Origin of the sequence: Bifidobacterium sp. W8110 (assembly GCF_016101375.1) — a bacterium.
Lineage (GTDB): Bacteria > Actinomycetota > Actinomycetes > Actinomycetales > Bifidobacteriaceae > Bombiscardovia > Bombiscardovia asteroides.
In genome coordinates this window covers 123,028-139,970 of the sequence record NZ_JACFQO010000001.1, presented here as the reverse complement: position 1 = coordinate 139,970, position 16,943 = coordinate 123,028, and the positions used below count along the sequence as shown (strand labels likewise).

15 protein-coding genes are annotated in these 16,943 nt (G+C 61.2%); 2 read left to right on the top strand and 13 right to left on the bottom strand.

Annotated elements, in window-relative coordinates; genetic code table 11:
* Position 1: 1 nt before the first annotated feature.
* Positions 2–1,525, top strand: a complete 1,524-nt coding sequence (locus H3T88_RS00570; protein ID WP_110417727.1) for an alpha-L-arabinofuranosidase C-terminal domain-containing protein — start codon at positions 2–4, stop codon at positions 1,523–1,525.
* 141 nt (positions 1,526–1,666) lie between these two features.
* Here the strand turns inward: H3T88_RS00570 and H3T88_RS00565 are convergent, their stop codons facing one another.
* On the bottom strand, positions 1,667–2,809 hold the full coding sequence (locus H3T88_RS00565) for an inositol-3-phosphate synthase (protein WP_198203201.1): 1,143 nt from the start codon (positions 2,807–2,809) through the stop codon (positions 1,667–1,669).
* A gap of 193 nt (positions 2,810–3,002) precedes the next feature.
* Here H3T88_RS00565 and H3T88_RS00560 point away from each other — a divergent pair, with 193 nt between their 5' ends.
* Entirely contained in the window at positions 3,003–5,249 is a 2,247-nt protein-coding gene (locus H3T88_RS00560) for a transglycosylase domain-containing protein (RefSeq protein ID WP_015022543.1), read from the top strand.
* Between the two features lie 92 nt (positions 5,250–5,341).
* Here the strand turns inward: H3T88_RS00560 and leuA are convergent, their stop codons facing one another.
* The 12 genes from leuA to H3T88_RS00500 form a co-directional block, all read right to left on the bottom strand.
* Positions 5,342–7,252: a 2-isopropylmalate synthase gene (gene leuA / locus H3T88_RS00555; RefSeq protein ID WP_198203200.1), complete on the bottom strand. Its 1,911-nt coding sequence runs from the start codon at positions 7,250–7,252 to the stop codon at positions 5,342–5,344.
* Positions 7,253–7,506: 254 nt separating this feature from the next.
* Positions 7,507–8,127, bottom strand: coding sequence for a DUF5701 family protein (locus H3T88_RS00550; RefSeq protein ID WP_015022545.1), 621 nt, complete (start codon positions 8,125–8,127; stop codon positions 7,507–7,509).
* A 42-nt stretch (positions 8,128–8,169) separates the two neighbouring features.
* On the bottom strand, positions 8,170–9,258 hold the full coding sequence (locus tag H3T88_RS00545; protein ID WP_015022546.1) for an aspartate-semialdehyde dehydrogenase: 1,089 nt from the start codon (positions 9,256–9,258) through the stop codon (positions 8,170–8,172).
* A 17-nt stretch (positions 9,259–9,275) separates the two neighbouring features.
* Positions 9,276–9,839 (bottom strand): ACT domain-containing protein, encoded by a 564-nt coding sequence (locus H3T88_RS00540; protein ID WP_015022547.1) that lies wholly within the window; start codon positions 9,837–9,839, stop codon positions 9,276–9,278.
* A complete protein-coding gene (locus H3T88_RS00535) occupies positions 9,836–10,669 on the bottom strand; it encodes an aspartate kinase (protein WP_015022548.1) in 834 nt (277 codons plus the stop codon). Before H3T88_RS00535 ends, H3T88_RS00540 begins: the two co-directional genes overlap by 4 nt.
* Positions 10,670–10,797: 128 nt before the next feature.
* The gene (gene recR, locus H3T88_RS00530; RefSeq protein WP_015022549.1) at positions 10,798–11,400 is read right to left on the bottom strand and encodes a recombination mediator RecR; all 603 of its coding nucleotides are present in this window, start codon (positions 11,398–11,400) and stop codon (positions 10,798–10,800) included.
* Complete coding sequence (gene dnaX, locus H3T88_RS00525; RefSeq protein WP_198203199.1) at positions 11,400–14,342, bottom strand: DNA polymerase III subunit gamma/tau; 2,943 nt, start codon at positions 14,340–14,342, stop codon at positions 11,400–11,402. The genes recR and dnaX overlap by 1 nt, the downstream gene beginning before the upstream one ends.
* Positions 14,343–14,412: 70 nt before the next feature.
* Positions 14,413–14,808 (bottom strand): Rv3654c family TadE-like protein, encoded by a 396-nt coding sequence (locus H3T88_RS00520; RefSeq protein WP_198203198.1) that lies wholly within the window; start codon positions 14,806–14,808, stop codon positions 14,413–14,415.
* A gap of 3 nt (positions 14,809–14,811) precedes the next feature.
* Positions 14,812–15,189, bottom strand: coding sequence for a TadE/TadG family type IV pilus assembly protein (locus H3T88_RS00515; RefSeq protein WP_198203197.1), 378 nt, complete (start codon positions 15,187–15,189; stop codon positions 14,812–14,814).
* Positions 15,176–15,379 (bottom strand): DUF4244 domain-containing protein, encoded by a 204-nt coding sequence (locus H3T88_RS00510; protein WP_227028581.1) that lies wholly within the window; start codon positions 15,377–15,379, stop codon positions 15,176–15,178. Before H3T88_RS00510 ends, H3T88_RS00515 begins: the two co-directional genes overlap by 14 nt.
* A 363-nt stretch (positions 15,380–15,742) precedes the next feature.
* Positions 15,743–16,285, bottom strand: coding sequence for a type II secretion system F family protein (locus tag H3T88_RS00505; RefSeq protein ID WP_015022554.1), 543 nt, complete (start codon positions 16,283–16,285; stop codon positions 15,743–15,745).
* Complete coding sequence (locus tag H3T88_RS00500) at positions 16,276–16,938, bottom strand: hypothetical protein (protein WP_015022555.1); 663 nt, start codon at positions 16,936–16,938, stop codon at positions 16,276–16,278. Before H3T88_RS00500 ends, H3T88_RS00505 begins: the two co-directional genes overlap by 10 nt.
* Between the last annotated feature and the right edge of the window lie 5 nt (positions 16,939–16,943).

Below are 16,943 nucleotides of genomic sequence, written 5' to 3'. Positions count from 1 at the left end.
ATTGAGCATCCACATCGACCCGCGCCTGACCACCGGCACCATCAGCCCCTACCTGCACGGCCAGTTCATTGAATTCCTCGGCGAGTGCATAGATCAGGGACTATGGGTGGGCACGGATTCATCCATCCCCAACACCAATGGCATCCGCACGGACGCCCTCAAGGCCTTGAAAGCACTGAAGCCTCCCCTGCTGCGCTGGCCCGGCGGCTGCTATGCCGACACCTACCACTGGCGTCAGGGAGTCGGGCCCCGCAATCAGCGTCCGGTGGGATACAACGAGAACTTCGGCACCTACCAACCTGACGGACACGGTTTCGGCACTGACGAATTCCTCCGCCTGTGCCAGGCCATTGGGGCCGAACCCTGGATCAACGTGAACATGCTGAGTGGATCCGTGGCCGAGATGCGCGACTGGATGGAGTACTGCAACCGTCCATCGGGCACGGCCATGTCAGCCATGCGTGCCGCCAACGGCCACCCCTCCCCATACGGCGTGAAGTTCTGGGGTCTGGGGAACGAGCCTTGGGCCGGCGGGGGGACGATGACCCCGTCCATGTACGCGGACCGCTATCGGATGTTCGCCTCGGCCATGCCCTCCTTCGCCGAGAACGCGGACCAGCCCCCGATGATCCGGCCCATCGCCTGCGGTCCAGACGGAAACAAGCCTATGGAACGAGTGCGCTGGACCAGGGACTTCTTCCAGGCTTTGGCCCAGTACCGCCAGCCGCCCATCGCCGCCTACGACCTGCACTTCTACAACTGGAACATCGACCACCCCGACGACACTTCCACCCGATTCGATCAGGATGGCTGGGATCGTGTGATTCGAGGCGCCCTCGAGCTCGGTGAGGTCATCGACCAGCAGTGGAATCTGATGCAGGCCTGCCTGGCCGCCATGCCCCACCCTGAGAGCACCATGGATTCCAGGCTGACAAAGGTCGATCTGGTCATGGGTGAATGGGGCAACTGGCATGGCGATGCCTTCACTGCACGTCCGGCGCTCCGGCAGCAGGTGACCATGCGCGACGCGGTCACCTCGGCCCTGACGCTGGATATCCTTCAGTCCAGGTGCGACAAGGTCTCCATGGCCTGCAACGCACAGACCCTGAACGTCCTCAACTCGCTGATCCTGACCGAGGACGAAGCCACCATCCTGACCCCCAACTACGACGTCTTCATGATGTACCGGTGCCACCAGGGGGCCCGCGCAATCCAAAGCCTGCCGGAAGCCGACAACCCGTCCCTGAAGGTCTTTGCCTCGGTCAAGAACGGACACATCATGGTGGACCTGGTCAACACCGACATGGCCTCCGCCACCGAAGCGAGGCTGACCCTGCCTGAGCCTGTGCGTCCTGTAGGCATGCAAAGCCTTTCAACGCAGGATCCACATGCCTGCAATACCCGATCGGACCCGAACCAGGTCAGGGCTCGCCGGGTCGATGTCTCGGACATCCCCGAAGGACGTGAAATTACGGTCCGCCTGGATCCGGCCTCAGTGAATGTGCTCGACCTGGCCATGGTCTGACAGCGGAAAGCATCAACCGGCAGGTTGGACACCATGCCCGCAATCCGCCGTTCAAACATATAAAACAGCATGCGGCCGACCCCCCGAAAGAGGTCGGCCACATGCTTTATCAGGCGCCTGACAGCGCCCGACTGACTCTACTCAGGCGTGCCAGACGTCCTTGCCGTTCTCCTTGGCGGCCTTGACATCGGCATCCAGGGCGCTCTCGTCGCCCTCCACCTTGCCGGTGATGTAATCCTCGACCAGCTGGCGGGCCTCGTTGTCCTCATGCTGGACAGCGGGCGACTTCATGAAGTAGGAGCTGGGCGCCAGCACCGGACCGGCCAGGTGGCGGTCCAGGGCGATCTTGGCGGCGCGCAGGGCATCGATGACGATACCGGCCGAGTTGGGTGAATCCCAGACTTCCAGCTTGTACTCCAGATTCAGCGGGACATCTCCAAAGGTGGTGCCCTCCAGACGCACGAAGGCGAACTTGCGGTCATCCAGCCAGGCCACATAGTCCGAGGGACCGATGTGGACGTTGTGGGGATCCATGTCGTGAGGAACAATGGATGTGACCGCACGGGTCTTGGAAACCTTCTTGGACTCCAGACGGGTACGCTGCAGCATGTTCATGAAGTCCATGTTGCCGCCCACGTTCAGCTGATAGGTGCGGTCCAGGCGCACACCGCGGTCCTCGAAGAGACGGGCCATGACCCTGTGCGTAATGGTGGCACCCACCTGGCTCTTGATGTCGTCACCCACGATGGGCAGCCCGGCATCGCGGAACTTCTGAGCCCACTCGGGGTCGGAGGCGATGAAGACGGGCAGACAGTTGACGAAGGCGCAACCGGCCTCGATGGCGGCGGTGGCGTAGGCCTTGTCGGCCTGCTCAGAGCCGACGGGCAGGTAGGAGACCAGCACATCGACCTTCTTGTCGCGCAGAACCTGGGCCACATCCACGGGCTCGGCGTCCGACTCGGTGATCATCTTGCGGTAGTACTCGCCCAGCCCGTCGCCGGTCGGCCCGCGCAGGACCTCCACGCCCTTGTTGGGAACGTCGCAGAACTTGTAGGTGTTGTTTTGCGAGGCGAAGATGGCCTCGCTCAGGTCCTTGCCGACCTTGAGTGAATCCACATCGAAAGCGGTCACGAACTCCACGTCACGAATGCGGTAGCCACCGAAATTGGCGTGCATGATGCCGGGGATCTTGTCATCATCCTTGGCGTCCTTGTAATACTCGACTCCCTGTACCAGCGAGGAAGCGCAGTTACCCACGCCCGCTATAGCTACACGGATGCTCATACAAACTCCTCTGATTTACTGAGTTATTCCAACCTAAGCATACCTTCTCCCGATGGATGGCATGGTGGAATCGGGCTTCATATGCGCGCCCGCTGGCAGTATAGACCCCAAAGGATGGTGCAAACGTACGAAAATGATGAACGTTCAGCCCTAGGTCGAACAGTTTTCAGCCCTGCCGGATAGCGTGGTTGGCATGGCCAATCAGACTCGTTCAGTCAGTTCGACCTCGCCCACACGCAGGATCCAGTCCGGAGCGAGTGGGGGCAGGAATCGCGCCGACAGGCTCACCTCGCGGCATGCCGACCGGAATCCCCGGGGCGGCGGACCTCGTCGCAGGCGGCCTCACAAGAAGTCACATCGTGTGCTTAAGTGGACCCTGGCCCTGCTGGGACTGGTGCTGGTCGCCGGGGCGGCGGCTTTCGCATACCTGTATCTGACCACTGAAATCATCCCACCGGAGAAGCAGGCCCTGGCACAAAAAACCACGGTCTACTATGCGGACGGCACAACACCCATCGGAACCTACGCCGATCAGAACCGGGAAATCATAGACTGCGCTGTCCTGCCCAAGTATGTGGGCAATGCGGTCGTCGCCTCGGAGAACCGCTCCTTCTATAAGGACAACGGCATCGACCTCAAGGGCATCGGTCGTGCCCTGCTCAACAACGTGACCAAGGGCACCCGGCAGGGTGGATCCACCATCACCCAGCAGTACGCTGAGCGCTACTATCTGGGCGAGACCACCTCCTACAAGGGCAAGCTGCGCGAGGCCATCCTCTCTTTGAAGATTTCCAGGACCGAGAGCAAGGACGCGGTCCTGTGCAACTACATGAACACCATCTACTTCGGCCGCGGCGCCTACGGGATCCAGGCCGCCGCCCAGAATTACTTCGGCAAGGACGCCAAGGACCTGACCATGCCCGAGTCGGCCATGCTGGCCGGCATCATCCCCGCCCCGGCCTCCTGGGATCCGGCGATCAACCCCAAGCAGGCCGAATCGCGCTTCCACAGGGTGCTGGGCATAATGGAGGAGGACCACTACATCAGCCGCCAGGACCGGGTCGGCGCCCAGATGCCCCAGACCATCAAGTACTCGCCGCAGAACGTCTATCAGGGGCCCAACGGCTATCTGCTGCGTATGGTCCGCAACGAGCTGGCCTCCGGCAAAAAGGCCCCCTTTACCGCGGACGATCTGGATACTGGCGGCTACCGAATCATCACCACCATCCAAAAGGACAAGCAGGATCTGATGTTCCAGGTGGCAAGCCCGTCCACAGGCAACAAGCGTCAGCCACCCACCCTGCAGACCGGTGGGCTCTCGGTCGATCCCAGGACCGGGGCCATCATCTCCCTGTATGCCGGTGACGACTACCTGACCCACCCGCTCAACAACGTGGATCAGGCGACCTACCAGGTGGGTTCGACCATGAAGGCCTACACGCTCCTGGCCGCCATCCAGGATGGAGTCAACCTGAACACTGTCTTCAACGGCAATTCACCGCGCACCTTCTCCAGCGTGGGCAAGTCCGTCGCCAACGACGGAAACGTCAGCTACGGATACATCAATCTCTATTCGGCCTTCGCCAGATCGGTCAACACGGTCTTCATGGATCTGGGGGAACACGTGACCTCACAAAAAATCGCCCAGGTGGCCCACACAGCTGGCATCACCGGCAAAATCGACGACACGACCACCTTCGACACCCTGGGCCTGGATGCCCTCTCGGTCTATGACGTGACACAGGGGTATGCCACTCTGGCCAATGGCGGCAAGCGGCCACAGCTGCATCTGGTGGCCCAGGTCAAGGATGCCAAGGATCAGGAGCTCTACACGGCCGCGATCCAGTCGGATCAGGTCTTCAACGCCGACCAGGTGGCCCTGCTGCAGAAAGCCATGAGCACCACAGTTCAGTACGGCACCGCCACCTATGCGCGTTCCCTGGGCAGGCCCATCGCCGGCAAGACAGGCACGGCCAACGACCAGACAGCCATATCCTTCGTCGGATTCACCCCCTCGGTTCTGACCACCTTCGCTGTCTGGAACCAAGGGCAGGACGGCAGCGCACTCAGGGTGCCCGCCGTCTATCAGAATGAGTTTCTACCGGTCCCGCTGTTCACCCAGTACATGAAGTCGGCCTTGGGCAACAGCCCAGTGGAGCGCTTCCCTGCGGCCGAAGACCATGGCAAGATCGGCGGGCCGGATGGCAGCTGGGGCACCGGATATAGGCAGAGCTACTCCTATACGCCCAAGCGCAGCTACAACTATGGATATGTGCCTCAGCAACGCAGCCAACAGCACACAGCTCCCCAGCAGGAGTCAGGAGCCGGCAACGGTTCAGGTTCAGGCAATGGAGGCGGTTCAGGCAATGGAGGTGGTACCGAGGACAGCAAGAGCGGAACCACTGGGGGCAACTCCGAGTCAGAGTCATCCCAGCAGTAAACCAGTGTGGACAACCTGGCCTGATCCGAACCAATCCGCTGCGTTCGGATCAGGCGGTGAGGCTGACGGTAGCTGCTGCCTCTCTATGATTTCTAGCCGCGCTGGAAACGGTTGAGGGCCGAGATGATGGCCTTGAGAGAGCTGGTAGAGATGGACGAGTCGATGCCCACGCCCCAGATGACCCGAGACCTGGCCGGTTCGCCCACCCGGCATTCCACATAGGAAGCTGCCAGAGCATCCGTGCCGGCGGTCATGGCGTGCTCGGCGTAATCCAGGACCGAGACGGTCTGGTCCAAGGACTTGAGCGCATCCAGGAAGGCCGCAATAGGCCCGTTCCCATGCCCCTGGACACGACGACGCTCCTCAGGGTCGCCTGGGGCAAGCCCCCGGTCCAGCAGGGTGGCATCCAGGGCGGTGTTGGAGCCGTCCTCACCGGAGGTGACTGCCACATTCAGCAGCTTGAAACGACCCCACTGGCGCAGAGTCTCGTCGCACTGATCGGCCATGGACTCGCCGCCGACCACGCTTCCACCAGCCTCCACGGGCAGGTACTCATCCTTGAAGAGGCGCCAGATGTCGGCATCCTTGACCTCGCGCTTGGTCCTGTCGGCATAGCCCTGTACCAGCCGTTCAAACTCAACCTGGAGGCGCTTAGGCAGGTCCAGATGATGGTTTGCCTTGAGCAGGTAGGCCATGCCGCCCTTGCCCGACTGGGAGTTGACCCGGATGATGGCCTCGTAGTTGCCGCCCACATCCTTGGGATCGATGGGCAGGTAGGGCACCAGCCAGAGGAAGTCGTCAGGATTGGCGTTGGCGCGCAGAGCCGCCTGCTGCCGGGCGTCCAATCCCTTCTTGATGGCATCCTGATGGGAGCCGGAGAAGGCCGTGAAGACGAAGTTGCCGACGTAGGGATGCCGCTCGGAGACGGCGATCTGATTGCAGTATTCCACCGTCCGACGGATGCCGGGCATGTCGGAGAAGTCCAGCTGGGGATCGATTCCCTGGACCAGCAGATTCAGCCCCACCGTGCAAATATCGACATTGCCTGTGCGCTCGCCATTGCCCAGCAGGCAGCCCTCCACCCGGTCAGCCCCAGCCAGCAGGCTGAGTTCAGTGGCGGCTACGGCCATGCCCTCGTCGTTGTGAGGATGCAGAGAGAGCACCACCGCATCCCGGTCCTTGAGGTTGGTGGATATGTACTCCACCTCGTCAGCGAAGACGTTGGGGGTGGTCATCTCCACGGTGTTGGGCAGGTTGATGATCATGGGATGCTCCGGCGTAGGCCGGATCACGTCGATGACCGCGTTGCAGACCTCCAGGGAATACTCGGGTTCCGCGCCGGAGAAGGACTCGGGCGAATACTCATAGGAAAGATCAGTGCCCCCGGCATCAGCCTCCAAGGAGCGGCAGAGTTCGGCGGCGTCGGTGGCCAGCTTCTTGATCCCGGCCTTGTCCTTGTGGAAGACCACCTCCCGCTGCAGGACCGAAACCGAATTGTAGAAGTGAACCACGGCCCGCTTGGCTCCACGCAGGGCCTCGTAGGTACGGCGAATCAGGTGCTCGCGAGCCTGGGTCAGGACCACGATGGTCACATCGTCGGGAATCAGCTCGCGCTCGATCAGGAGGCGGATGAAGTCGTAATCGGTCTCGGATGCCGAGGGGAAGCCCACCTCAATCTCCTTGAAGCCCATGGAAATCAGCAGATTCCAGAATCTCAGCTTGCGCTCGGAATCCATGGGGTCGACCAGGGCCTGATTGCCGTCGCGAAGATCGACTGAGCACCAGCGGGGCGCCCGCTTCAGGGTCTTGCCCGGCCAGGTGCGCTGTGGATAGTCAAATGGCACCTGCTTGTTGTAGGCCACATATTTGTTGTAGGGCATGGCGCTCGGCTTTTGCGGCGAACCCACAAACCTGGGGGGAGGCAGCAGCAGGTCGTTGTTCCCTCCATTGGACGCCGCGGCCTGGGCCGCAAGATCAAACACGGATGCACGATCCTGATCCATCTCTCCTCCTTCTTTCGTTCGTCGGAAACCGCAATATCACCCGGCCATGGGTGTTCGGGCAGGCCGAAACCGTACCGGGGGTGCCATTATTTTACCGGAGGAGAGCCGGGACATGCGGTCCGGGTCCGCATTACGACGCAGGGGAAGGCGAGGGAACAGGGTCTGGCATGATTCGCAAGGTTATCCAAGTTGCAAGCTCCAGACCGTGCAAGCACTTACAGAGTGCTCACCGCATAAGATTCAGTTGAAGGGATTCACTGGAAGAGTGAGACACCGCGACGGCCCTCGCAGTAGGCGTTGCCCAGCCAGGTATGGCGCGAGTTAGGCCAGACCGAGCCCAGACGGGGGGCGTTCTGGCTCATCCAGATGCTGGGCACACGCCCATCGGCGCTGTGGGAACCCAGGAGGTTGAAACCGTTCTTGACCGCCAACCAGTCGGGATGCTGGGTGGCGATGGCCAGGCCCTCCTCCAAGGTCAGAGGGAGCCTGTCGTCGGAGTCGATCAGCTTGCGGGCCACGTCCGGCTCGCGGTTGGTGTAGCAGGTGCCGGTATGCGGATCCAGGACGATGTAAAAAGGTCCCTCAGGCGGCTCGAATCCGTTCTGAGGCAGGAAGCTGGCGATGTCGCGCGGCGGCATAGTGGTAAAACCGGCCATGCGATTGATGCTGGTCCGGGCGATCAGCGACTCGGGCGAGACCAGCTCCCTGGTAGGGATGAGCAGAATCTGCTCACCCAGCTCAGTGGACTCCAGCGCGGAGATCAGGGGCTGGGCCAAGGCTCTGAAAGCGGCGGCGCTGATGTCCGCCACATCCGGATAGCCCAGGGCCACGATCCGATCAAGTTGCCGCTGCACTTCTTGGGAAGATCTGGTCATGGTCTCCAGTCTAACCGGTGCCCCGCAGGCGAACCGATCATCTCAGATCCTGTCGGCGAAGTGCTTGCGGGCGATCAGCTCGGCGATCTGCACGGCGTTGAGGGCGGCTCCCTTGCGCAGATTGTCATTGGCCACGAACATGGACAATCCCTTCTTGCCTTCCACAGCCTGGTCCTGGCGGATGCGGCCCACGAAGCTGGGGTCCTTGCCGGCTGCGTCCAGAGGAGTGGGTATTTCCGCCAGACTTACTCCGGGGGCTTTGGACAGCAGGTCGCGGGCCTGATCAGGAGTGACATCGTGCTCGAACTCGGCATTGATGCTCATGCCGTGGGCAGTGAAGACTCCTACACGCACACAGGTGCAGGAGGCGGCCAGATCAGGCAGGTGGAGAATCTTGCGACTCTCATTGCGCAGCTTCTGCTCCTCATCGGTCTCCCCGCTGCCGTCATCGACCAAGTCGCCTATAAAAGGAACAGCGTTGAAGGCGATGGTGCGCACGACCTTGGTGGGTGGGGGGAACTCAATGGCCGATCCATCGAAGACCAAACGATCAGCACCCTGCTCCACGGCTGTTTTGGCCTCGTCGCGTAGCTGGAGGACGCCGGCACGACCAGCCCCCGACACAGCCTGGTAGGAGGAGACGATCAGTCGGCGCAGACCATATGCCTTGGCCAAGGGGCTCAACACCGGCATGCAGGCCATGGTGGTGCAATTGGGATTGGCTACGATTCGTCGTGGTATAAGATCCAGGTCTTCGGGGTTGACCTCAGACACCACCAAGGGGACATCGGGATCCATCCGCCAATGGGAGGAGTTGTCGACCACGTAGGCTCCGGCCTCGGCGAAGCGTGGGGCCCAGGTTCCTGAGGTCGAACCGCCGGCGGAGAAGATGGCCAGATCGATTCCGCTCAGGTCGGCCTGCTCCACATCCTCAACCGTGATGGTCCTGTCGCGCCAGCGCAACTGTTCGCCGGCAGACCGGGATGAGGCCATGAAGCGCAGGTCAGCTACAGGGAAGTCCCGTTCGTCCAGCATGCGGCGCATGACCATGCCTACCTGGCCGGTGGCGCCCAGAACGGCTACATTGATGCCACGGCGACCGTTGTTCGCTAAATCAGCCTTATCCGTCATTGCTCTCTCCTCTCCGCTCAGCGACCCGTGCCGCCATAAACGACCGCCTCGACCTGGTCGGCATCCAAATGGAAGGCCGTATGGATGGCCCGCACCGCCTCATCCAGATCCTGGATAGGCACCAGGGCAGAGATGCGAATCTCGGAGGTCGAAATCATAAGCACGTTGATATGCCGGTCGCTCAAGGCGCGGAAGAAGGTGGCCGTGATACCCGAATGGGTCTTCATGCCCACCCCTACCAGGGTCACCTTACCCACCTCGGGATTGATGTCGACCGAGCGGAACCCCAGTTGCTCGCGGGAGTCATCCAGCATGGGGACCACCTGGTCAGCCTGAGCGGACGGCAGCGTGAAGGAAATGTCCACGGTTCCGGTGGCCGCCCCAGCCTGAACAATCATATCGATGTTGATGCCGCCCTCGGCAAGGATAGTGAAGAGCTGTGCGGCTACGCCAGGTCGATCTGGCACTGCCCGCAGGCTGACCTGGGTCTCACTGCGGTCGTGCGCAACCCCTGAGATGATGGGTGACTCGGGACCGTTCAGGTCCGGGAACAAGTCGCCCATGGATTCGCCGTTGGTCATGACCTTCCTTCCGTCATATCCCGTTGCCTGTCGGTGTGTGCAGCGGGGCGATCCGGCAACTGGCCGGTCTCCAGATTGGGAATCTTGTCAACATCGACATCGTCGGGCATGATCAGCGTGCCCGGACGGTGGGAAAAGGAACTGCGCACATGGATGGGCATGCGGAAGCGCTGCGCATACTCCACGCAGCGCAGGGCCAGCACCTTGGATCCGGCGGCGGCCATCTCCAGCATCTCCTCATATGAGATGCGGGCAATTCTTCGAGCGGTGGGCACAATGCGCGGATCGGCTGTAAATACGCCGTCCACGTCGGTATAGATCTCGCAGACATCCGCATTGAGCGCCACAGCCAGAGCCACAGCCGAGGTGTCCGAGCCGCCGCGGCCCAAGGTGGTGGCATCGCCGTCGGCGTTGACCCCCTGGAAGCCTGCTACGATTCCCACTTCGCCTCGGTCCAAGGCCTTCATGACTCGCTGGGGTCGGACATGGCGGATGTGGGCTGCGCCATAGCGTGCATCAGTCATGAATCCAGCCTGCGAACCTGTGAAGGAGTGGGCGTGCTCGCCTTGCGCATGGATACTCATGGCCAGCAGGCTCATGGAGATACGCTCCCCCGCCGTCATGAGCATGTCCATCTCACGGGCAGGAGGATTGGAATCCACATCCATGGCCTGATCGATCAGGTCATCAGTGGTGTCCCCCATGGCGGAAACCACCACTGCGATGTCATTGCCGGCGCGCTTGGTATCAATGATACGCTTGGCCACACGCTTGATGGAGTCCGAGTCCGCCACCGAGGACCCGCCATACTTCTGAACGATAAGTGCCACTGCTGTTCCATCCCGCGACGGTTAAGCCACTAGACCATCATCTGCAACATATTGATTACACGGATTATACGAACGACACCGTTCTATCAGACCCCCTCCACCAACATGCGAAACAATGAGCGCGGACCTTACAGATCGCGGCGACCGGATATTGCACGGCCAAGGGTGATCTCGTCAGCATATTCCAAATCGCTGCCGACGGGCAGGCCGCTGGCCAGCCTGGTGACCCGCAGATCCAGAGGACCCAGCAACCGTCCCAGGTAGGTGGTGGTGGCTTCGCCTTCGATGTTGGGATCCAGTGCCAGCATGACCTCCTTGACCTGATCCGTACCCAGCCGTTTCAAGAGCTCGGGAATGCGCAGATCGCCTGGCCCGACGTTGGACATAGGGTCAATGGCCCCACCCAGCACATGATATAGACCCCGGTATTCTCCGGTACGTTCGATGCTCATCACGTCCTTGGGTTCCTCGACTACGCAGATGATGCTGCGGTCACGACGCGGATCCTGACAGATGGGGCATGGGCTGGTCTCGCAGACATTGCCACAGATCTCGCAAAACCGAACCTTCTCCTTGGCGGCGACAATGGCATCGGCCAGATCCTGAGCGCTGCGCCGATCGGCCCCCAGAATGTAAAAGGCGATGCGCTGTGCACCCTTGGGACCGATGCCAGGCAGCTGGGCAAAGGCATCGATCAGCTCTTGAATGGCCCCATCATAGGTAGCTGCCATCACTCACCTCCCTGTCGCTGCGCCTGTTCCTGCCGGCGCTTTTGGACGTTGATCGGATTCTGGGGGTCGTCAGCAGCAAAATCCTCTACCTTGGTCACGTCGAACATTTTGGTCAGTTCATCCTGGTTCATGGCATTGTCCGCCCCAAGCCTGGCATCGTCCATGGAATAGACGTCGTCCTCGGGATCCACGGACGGCCTTGGAGCCTGGGAGGAAACAGCAGCAGACGAGGCTCCATCCTGACTGGGGCCACCGGAAGCCGGACTAGCGAAGCCTGCGGGCATTCTCCTGTCCTCAGCTCCAGGGACCTTTGCCGCTGCCTGGATGCCAACCAAGCCGCCGGCGGCATCAGAGCCGTGATCGTCGCTCTGCACGTCCGACGAGGTTGATATGCCAGTCGCCATGGCCCCTTCATCGGAAACCGATCCGGTCTCCAATGTCGGAGCCGAGGTTGCACTCGAGACGCTTCCCTGACCAGATGAATCAACCGACTTCGAAACTTCAAGCCTCTGATTCGAAGTCTCATGGCCTTGACTGCCAGAGGACTCTGCAGGGGCTGCGGCACTGGCCCCGGAATCGGGCACGGCCCAAGGATCCGTGTCATCGCTCATGTCGGGCAGAGCTACCTTTTTGGACTCATGGTCTTTCTGACCATCGGATCCGTCGCTACCCTCACCGGACCGCCAGACCCTTTGCGTCGTATGCGTCGCTGGCATGGGATGTGCCCAGGGATCATCGTCCGGCAATACCGTAGAAGCAGTTGAGCCAAAGCCCGCCGCCGGCAGGGGTTCCGAAGACGATTGGACCGGACCGCCGACCGGGTGGTGGGCGTCGTCGGAGTTCCCATCACCTGAAGCTTCTCCAGGGATGGACCTCCCCTCAGGTGCCGATGCTCCAGTCTCACCCTCATGACCAGCCGAGGCTGTCATCTCCCTAGGGGCATGCCCCTGTTCCGTGGCTGCATGAGGCATGACCGCCGCTCCAAGGTTCATGGTGGCCAAGCCGGCCCGTGCCAGAGCCACTTCCTTCTTGACCTCTGCTCGACGCTGAGGAGACATCTTGTTGACAGACTCTACCGTTTCGCCGTTGGCAGCCGTCCCTGATGGGGCGATCATGGTGGCCTGTCCAAACTCCTGGCGAGCGCGGACCATGACAATACGCGGAACTTTGGTCTCCCCGTCAACCGACTGCGCAGCCACGGCCATGGCGAAAGCATGCTGGCTGAGCGGACGGTCGAAGGTCATAGACAGTCGCTTGCGGCCTGAGGGATCTGCTTTCATGGCCACAGTAGGCACACGGTCCCGCACCACATATTGCCGGACCTCATCCGGCAGGGCAGCCACCAGGGCATCCCAGCGCTTATCCAGTTCCGTACCAGTTGGAATCTCTGCTTCCTGTCCTCGCATAGCCTGCGGTTGTACAGACCGAAGCGGTTCCGGAGACCGGGCGGGTCCGGAAGGATTGGATAATCCGACCTGCCCCGCCGTCTGCCCAGTCGGCGAGGAGGGGGCTTGCTTGTGCTCGGGTTGGATAGAGACTGAGCCTGAATGGGTGCGCCGTCCTTCGCCTCCTTGCTTTCCGCCGGCTGGGGAATCGGAATGGGAACCTGCTATGTTCTGTGGTCCGGCAAAGGAAGCGGGCGCTGCTGCAGACGACGATCCTGCTCTGCCAGGTTGTTCAGGGCGATCAACGCTGTCAGCACTACCAGACTGAGATGCTCTGGACGGCCGACCGTTCTGCTGAGACCTGTCAGCGCCGATGAACCCGCTGCGGGCTGGCGCTGGGGTCGGACCAACGGTGGAAGTTGCCCCTGCGGCCGGTGCCTGCTCCATATGCTCGCAACCAATTGCCAGCAGCCTGGCAGCCAGCAGCTCCAAGCGCATCCTGGGCGAGGTGGCTCCATTCATTCCCGCCAGCGCATCATTGATGATGTCAGCCATTCTGGTCAGGACCTGCAGATCCAATGCATCCGCCTGCCGATGCAGATCGGCCACCTGGTCGTCGTCGGCATCCTCGCTAAGCACGCTTTCAGCCCGGTCTCCCGCCAGTTTGAGAACCAGCAGGTCGCGGACATGGGCTAGCAGATCCTCGACGAAGCGCTGGGGCTCGAACCCGCCGACGACAACCTTTTGAATGACCCCGTAGAGGTCAGCTCCATCGTGGGCGATCAGCGCATCCACAGCTTCGGTGATCAGTGTGGCAGGAGTGAACCCCAGCAGAGCTACAGCCGCACCATAGGTGATGGTGCGCTCGTCGGCACCTACCATGAGCTGGTCCAGCACGGAAAGGGTGTCACGCACAGAACCGCCTCCAGCCCGCATGGCCAGCTTGAGCACACCAGGCTCGGCCTTGATGCCCTCCTTTTCGCAAATACCCTCCAAGTAAGGCCCCATGACTTCCTGGGGAACCAGTCGGAAGGGGTAATGGTGAGTGCGGGAGCGGATGGTGCCGATCACCTTCTCCGGCTCTGTGGTGGCGAAGATGAACATGACGTGTTCCGGCGGCTCCTCGACGATCTTCAGCAGGGCATTGAAACCTTGCTGGGTGACCATATGAGCCTCGTCCAAAATAAAGATCTTGTACCGGTCGCGCACAGGGGCGAAACCTGCTCGCTCCCTGAGTTCCCTCGCATCGTCAACGCCATTATGGCTGGCGGCGTCAATCTCCACCACATCAATGGAACCGGGGCCTCCGGTGGCCAGATCCCTGCAGCTGTCGCATTCGCCGCAGGGATGGCTGGTCGGCCCCTTGGCGCAGTTAACACAGCGGGCGAAAATCCTGGCACTGCTGGTCTTTCCACATCCCCTAGGACCGGAGAAGAGATAGGCATGGGTCAGCCGATTCTCATCCAGAGCTCGGGTAAGGGGCACCGTGACCTGCTTCTGACCGATGATGCCGTCAAAAGTGTCAGGCCGATACCGCCGATAGAGTGCTAGTGCCATGGTTCAAGGCTATCCATTTCTTTAGACACGTTCGCTTTTCTTCCCAAGGCTTCCGCCCCTCTTCCTCCTCTCATCCACAGGACTCGGGACCTGCCCGGGCAGACTGGACCAGGCGGGGCATCATCGGGACTCCGGTGTCTACCCCCACCGAGACCTTTACGTCGCCTTCGTCCACCTGGCAGTCCATCAGGACGCCACGGTTTAGACGGGCGACCCGGGATGCCAGAGTACAGGGCTGCGCCTGTCCTTCGTCCAGGGCAGAAGCTGCAGCCAGCGCCGAAACATCGGCGCCTGTGCGTGCACGGGTCCGGCAGATCATGAGATTGCCCAGCAAAGCCGCCAGAACCAGACCCAGGCCAACCAGAGTCATCAGCATGATGCCCAGAACCGTGCCGGAGCCCGTATCCGAACCCCTTATCCATGAACCGGTACGCTCCACGTGCGTCCTCCTGGCATGTTCGGGCATGACTCATTCCTCCAATATGGCTACAGCATCGCCATGGACCTGTGCAGGCAGCACACCCATTGGGCCGGAAACCACTGGGCACGACACCCTGACTGCCGTCTGTCCTGCTGATGGACTCAACCTCACTTGGGCATGCGGTCCGGCCATCCGGTGCACCAGTTCTTGGGAATCGCCCTTGCCCCGGGTGACGATCAGGTCTCTTGCAGCCACGTTGGCCGCATCCTGACAGACCATGCCAATCCTGATTGTCTGGGTCAGCGTCAGCAGTATGAGAGCCAGGACCATGACTGCGGGAAGCACGATGGCGAACTCGGCCGTTATCGTGCCCTTATCGGATCGCCACCGTCTTCCACACCCGGACCGCCTTTCAGCCGACAGCACTGAGCGCCTTCTTCACCAGCCCCATCAGCAAAGTGCGCGTGGAAGAGGACTTGACAATGGCCAACAGCACGCCGGCCAGCGTGGCGGCCGCCACCATGATCACGGCATATTCTGCAGTGATGGCCCCCGATTCAGGCCTAGCCAGCACCACGCTCAGCCGCGCATGCAGGGCACGCACTCCAGAATCCATAGCCTGACTGATTCGAACGTACAAAGCCGTCATGAACCGGTTGGAACGCTGTCTTATTCTTTGCAACCACCCGGAACCGACACCTGCAGCAGACCGTGTCGTAACCGGCACCAATTGACCTCCTGCCTGCCTGGTCCGCAGATGGAAAACCGTCGCAATCTGCTGTGAGTATGTCATCGTTCTCACCCTTGCCTTTCCTTGTCTTCCCCGCCCCGGCGAATGACCGTTCCTGAGGAATCCGGCATCCGGTACCTTTCACTGTGCCCGTTCCAGTCCGTCTCGGTCGCCTTGTCAGATACATGTGGACGAGCGGAGCCAAATCGTCGACCTGTGGAAAACTGTGCCCGTAAGAGCTCCATATCCTCAGGACATCCCACCCGCGAAAGCCGCAATGCAGGGGATGACTCCAATCAGGACGAAGGCCGGCAGAATGCACAGTCCTGTCGGCACCAACAGCCTGACGGTTATCGTCGCTGTGGCCCGGGCCAGCATGCTGCGGGCATGGTGATCCAGCTGGCGCATGGTCGTCCCGATACGCGTCAGAGGCGATGATCCCAAACGCCAGGACGGCTCCAGACAGTCAGCCAGGACCTGCATGGACCGTCCGTAACCAGGATCACCGATTGCTCCCGACCAGGACAGATCCCATCCATTACCACGTCTGAGCAGGTGAGCCACGCGAACCATCCGAAGCCCATAAGGGCCTGGCAGCAGCCCGCCAACCACGCTCAAAGCCCTGGGCAGTGAAGCTCCCTGACGAACAGCGACTCCCAGCAAAGCCAATACCAGACTCAAGGGCGGCGTGGAGACCTGCTCATCAGCCAATCGCTCATCCGAGCCGTCAAATTTCATAAGCAGAAAGGCCATTATGGTCGACAGAGCGGCAATCAGTGGTTTCAGATCCATGGATTCTCCCTGCCCAGATCATTCATCAGCAGATGCATCCAAACCAGACCAAGAACATAGAAGGCCACTCCCAGGATCAGACAGATGGTTCCCGGTCCTGAGCGACACAGGAAAGCCAACGGTCGCGCTCCCATGAACTCCCCCATGATGATTGTCAACGCTGGCAGGGTCGACAGGAGGCGAATCGTGGCCTTGGGCACAGCAAAAGCTTTTTCCCGGGCCTCATCCAGAGCCGCCCGCCGCGTCTGCATGGCTGCCACGGTGCGCAGTCCATCCGAAGCCCGGCACCCCAGGATGGCGCTGAGCCCATAACAGGCCATCAGAGCCTGTGCCATAATCGTCAGAGTCGGCCCTTGTTCCTGGGGCAAGCACCGGTTCTCCAACATGACCATGACACGTTCCCGCGTGACCTCACGGGTGGCGAATCGCCGTCCGGATGCCTCTTCGAAAGCCTCTACCAGACCGCCTCCATTGTCGACATAAGCAAGCAGGGAAGCGATCAGCACCGCCAGTCCGGGCCGATCCGACTGTGCGGAGGGCTTGACCGACATGGCCTTCAGCCTTGCGGCCGTGTCGCCTCTCAACGGAAGCAGGGCCAGACAGGCAAAAGCCGTCATCATCGCAGCCAACCAGGCTGCAGTCTCGTCATTCATAATCC

Excerpts from the sequence above, each read along its gene's own strand:
- H3T88_RS00565 (WP_198203201.1), bottom strand. The coding sequence starts at position 2,809 with ATGAGCATCCGTGTAGCTATAGCGGGCGTGGGTAACTGCGCTTCCTCG.
- H3T88_RS00560 (WP_015022543.1), top strand. The coding sequence starts at position 3,003 with ATGGCCAATCAGACTCGTTCAGTCAGTTCGACCTCGCCCACACGCAGG.
- leuA (WP_198203200.1), bottom strand. The coding sequence starts at position 7,252 with ATGGATCAGGATCGTGCATCCGTGTTTGATCTTGCGGCCCAGGCCGCG.
- H3T88_RS00550 (WP_015022545.1), bottom strand. The coding sequence starts at position 8,127 with ATGACCAGATCTTCCCAAGAAGTGCAGCGGCAACTTGATCGGATCGTG.
- H3T88_RS00545 (WP_015022546.1), bottom strand. The coding sequence starts at position 9,258 with ATGACGGATAAGGCTGATTTAGCGAACAACGGTCGCCGTGGCATCAAT.
- H3T88_RS00540 (WP_015022547.1), bottom strand. The coding sequence starts at position 9,839 with ATGACCAACGGCGAATCCATGGGCGACTTGTTCCCGGACCTGAACGGT.
- recR (WP_015022549.1), bottom strand. The coding sequence starts at position 11,400 with ATGGCAGCTACCTATGATGGGGCCATTCAAGAGCTGATCGATGCCTTT.
- dnaX (WP_198203199.1), bottom strand. The coding sequence starts at position 14,342 with ATGGCACTAGCACTCTATCGGCGGTATCGGCCTGACACTTTTGACGGC.
- H3T88_RS00520 (WP_198203198.1), bottom strand. The coding sequence starts at position 14,808 with ATGCCCGAACATGCCAGGAGGACGCACGTGGAGCGTACCGGTTCATGG.
- H3T88_RS00510 (WP_227028581.1), bottom strand. The coding sequence starts at position 15,379 with ATGGATTCTGGAGTGCGTGCCCTGCATGCGCGGCTGAGCGTGGTGCTG.
- H3T88_RS00505 (WP_015022554.1), bottom strand. The coding sequence starts at position 16,285 with ATGGATCTGAAACCACTGATTGCCGCTCTGTCGACCATAATGGCCTTT.
- H3T88_RS00500 (WP_015022555.1), bottom strand. The coding sequence starts at position 16,938 with ATGAATGACGAGACTGCAGCCTGGTTGGCTGCGATGATGACGGCTTTT.